Below are 4492 nucleotides of genomic sequence, written 5' to 3' on the forward strand. Positions count from 1 at the left end.
ATGGGACTCGAGGAGAAGCTGCCCGCCGGCTTCGTGCTGACCACGCTCGAGAACGTCGTCGGCTACATGCGCAAGGCCTCGATCTGGCCGGCGACGTTCGGTCTGGCCTGCTGCGCCATCGAGATGATGGCCGTCGGCACCCCTGACTACGACATCGCCCGGTTCGGCATGGAGCGGTTCTCCGCCACCCCCCGCCAGGCCGACCTGATGATCGTCGCCGGACGGGTCTCGCAGAAGATGGCGCCCGTCGTGCGGCAGGTCTACGACCAGATGCCCAACCCCAAGTGGGTCATCTCCATGGGTGTGTGCGCCAGCTCGGGCGGGATGTTCAACAACTACGCGATCGTCCAGGGTGTCGACCACATCATCCCGGTCGACATCTACCTGCCGGGGTGTCCGCCCCGCCCCGAGATGCTCCTGAACGCGATCATCGAGCTGCACGCCCAGATCCAGGGCAGCAAGCTCGGCGTCAACCGCATCGCCGCGGCCCGGGCAGCCGAGGCCGCAGCCCTCGCTGCAACCCCGACCTCGCTGATGGCCCCGACCCACGACCACCTGGCCCACCTCGCGGCTCCGAGCGGGAAGAACCTCCTCGCATGAGCCCCGAGCAGAACTCCGGAGAGGTCGAGGGCACCCTCGACGAGGCCACGCAGGCCCACACCGCGAACATCGCCACCTGGCAGGACATCTCCGACGAGGCTCGCGAGCCCGTCAAGGTCGGCGAGCGCCACGGCATGTTCGGCGCGACCAAGGGTCACGACACCTCCGGCTACGGCGGCCTCGTGACCCCGACCCTGCTGCCCGGCGCGAGCCCGCGGCCCTACGGCTCGTGGTTCGACGAGGTGGCCGACCAGCTCGGTACCGCGCTCACGACCGGCGACGGCCCCGGCTACCACGAGGCCATCGAGCGGGTCGTCGTCGACCGCGGCGAGCTGACCTTCTTCGTCGCCCGCGAGCACCTGCTCGCCGTCGCCCGCGCGATGCGCGACACCCCGCAGCTGCGTTTCGAGATGTGCATGGGCGTCTCCGGGGTGCACTACCCGAACGAGACGGGCCGCGAACTGCACGCGGTCTACCCGCTGCTCTCGATCACCAACGGCAGCCGCCGCGTCCGCCTCGAGGTCGCCGCTCCCGACAGCGACCCGCACATCCCGTCGATCATCTCGGTCTACCCGGGCAACGACTGGCACGAGCGCGAGACCTGGGACATGTTCGGCATCATCTTCGACGGGCACCCGGCCCTGACCCGCATCCTCATGCCGGATGACTGGCCGGGCCACCCCCAGCGCAAGGACTACCCGCTCGGCGGCATCCCCGTCGAGTACAAGGGCGGCGTCGTACCGCCGCCGGACCAGCGGAGGGCGTTCAACTGATGACGACCCACGACCACGACACCGAGGTCTTCGAGGACCAGGGCACCCACGAGTCGTTCAGCGACGCCTACGGGGCCTCCGTCGACGAAGGGCTCGACGGCGCACCGGTCTTCAACGTCTCCGGCGGTGACTGGAACGACCTCGTCGACGAGGCGACCGCGCTCCACGAGGAGCGGATCGTCGTCAACATGGGCCCGCAGCACCCGTCGACGCACGGCGTGCTCCGCCTCATCCTCGAGCTCGACGGCGAGACGGTCACCGAGGCCCGCGCCGGCATCGGCTACCTGCACACCGGCATCGAGAAGAACATGGAGTTCCGCACCTGGGTGCAGGGCGTCACGTTCTGCACCCGCATGGACTACCTCACGCCGATGTTCCAGGAGACGGCGTACTGCCTGTCCATCGAGAAGCTGCTGGGCATCACCGACCAGATCCCCGAGCGCGCCAACATCATCCGCGTGCTCATGATGGAGCTCACCCGGATCAACTCCCACCTCGTCTGCCTCGGCACCGGCGGCATGGAGCTCGGCGCCACGACGGTCATGACCGTCGGGTTCCGCGAGCGCGAGCGGATCCTGCGGGTCTTCGAGGCCGTCACCGGTCTGCGGATGAACAACGCGTACATCCGCCCCGGCGGCGTCGCCCAGGATCTGCCGCACGGCGCGGTCGACATGGTCCGTGAGGTCGTCGGCGAGCTGCGCCAGGGCCTGCACGAGATCGAGCTGCTGATCAACGAGAACCCGCTGCTCAAGGGCCGCACCGTCGGCATCGGCTACCTCGACCTGACCGGCTGCGTGGCGCTCGGCGTCACCGGTCCGGTGCTGCGCTCGACCGGCCTGCCGCACGACCTGCGCAAGTCCGACCCGTACTGCGGGTACGAGACCTACGACTTCGACGTCGTCACCCGCACGGGCTGCGACGCCTACGACCGCATCCGCATCCGCATCGACGAGATGTACCAGTCGCTGAAGATCGTCGAGCAGGCCCTCGACCGGCTCCAGCGCACCGAGGGCCAGCCCGTCATGGTGCAGGACAAGAAGATCGCGTGGCCGGCCCAGCTGGCCATCGGTGGCGACGGTCAGGGCAACAGCCTCGACCACATCCGCGAGATCATGGGCACGTCCATGGAGTCGCTCATCCACCACTTCAAGCTCGTCACCGAGGGCTTCCGGGTCCCCCCGGGTCAGGCGTACGCCGCGGTGGAGTCGCCCAAGGGCGAGCTCGGCTGCCACACCGTCTCCGACGGCGGCACCCGGCCCTACCGGGCGCACTTCCGCGACCCGAGCTTCAACAACCTGCAGGCCGTGGCCGCGATGTGCGAAGGCGCCCAGGTCGCCGACGTCATCGTCGCGGTGGCCTCCATCGACCCCGTCATGGGAGGTGTCGACCGCTGATGGCTCACGAATTCGGCCTCCAGACCGCATCCGGTCACCTCACGGTCAGTGAGGACTCCAAGGCGCCGTACCCTGCCGACGTCGAGGCGCAGTTCCGCGCCGACGCCGCCGAGGTCATCGCCCGCTACCCGCAGAAGCGGTCGGCGCTGCTGCCGCTGCTGCACCTCGTGCAGTCCGTCGACGGCTACGTGACCGGTCGCGGCATCGACCTGTGCGCCGAACTGCTCGACCTCACGACCGCCGAGGTCTCCGGCGTCGCGACGTTCTACACGCAGTACAAGCGCCACCCCAACGGCGAGTACACCGTCGGCGTCTGCACCAACACCCTGTGCGCCGTCATGGGCGGCGACGAGATCTGGGATGCCGTGTCGGGTCACCTCGGCGTCGGCCACGACGAGACCACCGCGGACGGCAGGATCACGCTCGAGCGCGTCGAGTGCAACGCGGCCTGCGACTACGCCCCGGTCGTCATGGCGAACTGGGAGTTCTTCGACAACCAGACGCCCGAGTCCACCATCGCCCTGGTCGACGACCTCACCGCCGGCAAGCCCGTCGCGCCCACCCGCGGGCCGACGTCCCTGTGCACGTTCAAGCAGGTCAGTCGCGTGCTGGCGGGCTTCCACGACGGGCTGGCCGACGAAGGGGTCGGCGCTGGTCCGGCGTCGCTCGCCGGACTGAAGCTCGCGCACGAACAGGGTTGGACCGCACCCGAAGGTGCGTCGGCCACGGCCGCCGCACCAGCGGCACCCGAGCCGGCGGCATCCGAGGCGCCTGCCCCGGCTGCCGCGGCCGAGCCCGGCAACACCGAGGTCACGCCCGCGAGCGACGAGGCGGCCACCGCCAAGGTCGAGCCGGCCGCGACCCGCGACCCGGCGGAGCAGGCTCCCGCCGAGGACGACGCCAAGGCCCGCACCACCGGGTCCGAGAAGGCACCGCGCAAGACCTCCGCCCCGAAGAAGAAGGGTTCGTGATGGCCACCACGCTCACCCCGATCCTCAGTGCGTTCTGGGACGACCCGAAGTCCTGGTCCCTGGAGACCTACACCCGCCACAACGGCTACAAGGCGCTCGACAAGGCGCTCGCGATGGAGCCGGCGGCGATCATCGCTGCCGTCAAGGACTCCTCGCTGCGCGGCCGCGGCGGCGCCGGCTTCCCGACCGGCATGAAGTGGTCGTTCATGGCACCCCCGGACGGCGGTCCCCGCTACCTCGTCGTCAACGCCGACGAGTCCGAGCCGGGCACGTGCAAGGACATCCCGCTCATGATGGCCAACCCGCACGTCCTCATCGAGGGTGTCGCGATCAGCTCGTTCGCCATCGGGTGCGAGCACGCGTTCATCTACCTGCGCGGCGAGGTCGTCCACGTGTACCGCCGCCTGCTGCGCGCGGTCGAGGAGGCCTACGAGGCCGGTCACCTCGGCAAGAACGTCCACGGCACCGGGGTCAACCTCGACATCACCGTCCACGCCGGCGCGGGCGCCTACATCTGCGGCGAGGAGACCGCCCTCCTGGACAGCCTCGAGGGCCGGCGCGGCCAGCCCCGCAGCAAGCCGCCGTTCCCGGGTGCTGCGGGCCTGTACGCCCGCCCGACCTCGGTCAACAACGTCGAGTCCATCGCCTCGGTGCCCGGCATCATCCTCGAGGGCGTCGACTGGTTCACCGGGATGGGCACCGAGAAGTCCACCGGCTTCGGGATCTTCAGCCTGTCCGGGCACGTCAAGACCCC

Annotated in this window: 4 protein-coding genes and 1 pseudogene; all 5 read left to right on the forward strand. The window is 69.8% G+C overall.

Translation table 11 applies throughout. The features are described 5' to 3' along the window. Positions 1-600: a NuoB/complex I 20 kDa subunit family protein gene (locus PLL68_RS12435; protein ID WP_159901291.1), complete on the forward strand. Its 600-nt coding sequence runs from the start codon at positions 1-3 to the stop codon at positions 598-600. Then, complete coding sequence (locus tag PLL68_RS12440) at positions 597-1373, forward strand: NADH-quinone oxidoreductase subunit C (protein WP_324534541.1); 777 nt, start codon at positions 597-599, stop codon at positions 1371-1373. Before PLL68_RS12435 ends, PLL68_RS12440 begins: the two co-directional genes overlap by 4 nt. Continuing rightward, positions 1373-2767 carry an NADH-quinone oxidoreductase subunit D gene (locus tag PLL68_RS12445; protein ID WP_324534543.1) on the forward strand — a complete coding sequence of 465 codons (1395 nt, stop codon included), beginning with the start codon at positions 1373-1375 and terminating at the stop codon, positions 2765-2767. The genes PLL68_RS12440 and PLL68_RS12445 overlap by 1 nt, the downstream gene beginning before the upstream one ends. Then, on the forward strand, positions 2767-3738 hold the full coding sequence (nuoE, locus tag PLL68_RS12450; protein ID WP_324534545.1) for an NADH-quinone oxidoreductase subunit NuoE: 972 nt from the start codon (positions 2767-2769) through the stop codon (positions 3736-3738). The genes PLL68_RS12445 and nuoE overlap by 1 nt, the downstream gene beginning before the upstream one ends. Continuing rightward, positions 3738-4492, forward strand: a pseudogene (locus PLL68_RS12455) (NADH-quinone oxidoreductase subunit F); the annotation flags it as partial. The gene nuoE and the pseudogene PLL68_RS12455, both read left to right, overlap by 1 nt.

Origin of the sequence: Ornithinibacter sp., assembly GCF_035443565.1 — a bacterium.
Taxonomy (GTDB): Bacteria; Actinomycetota; Actinomycetes; order Actinomycetales; family Dermatophilaceae; genus Fodinibacter.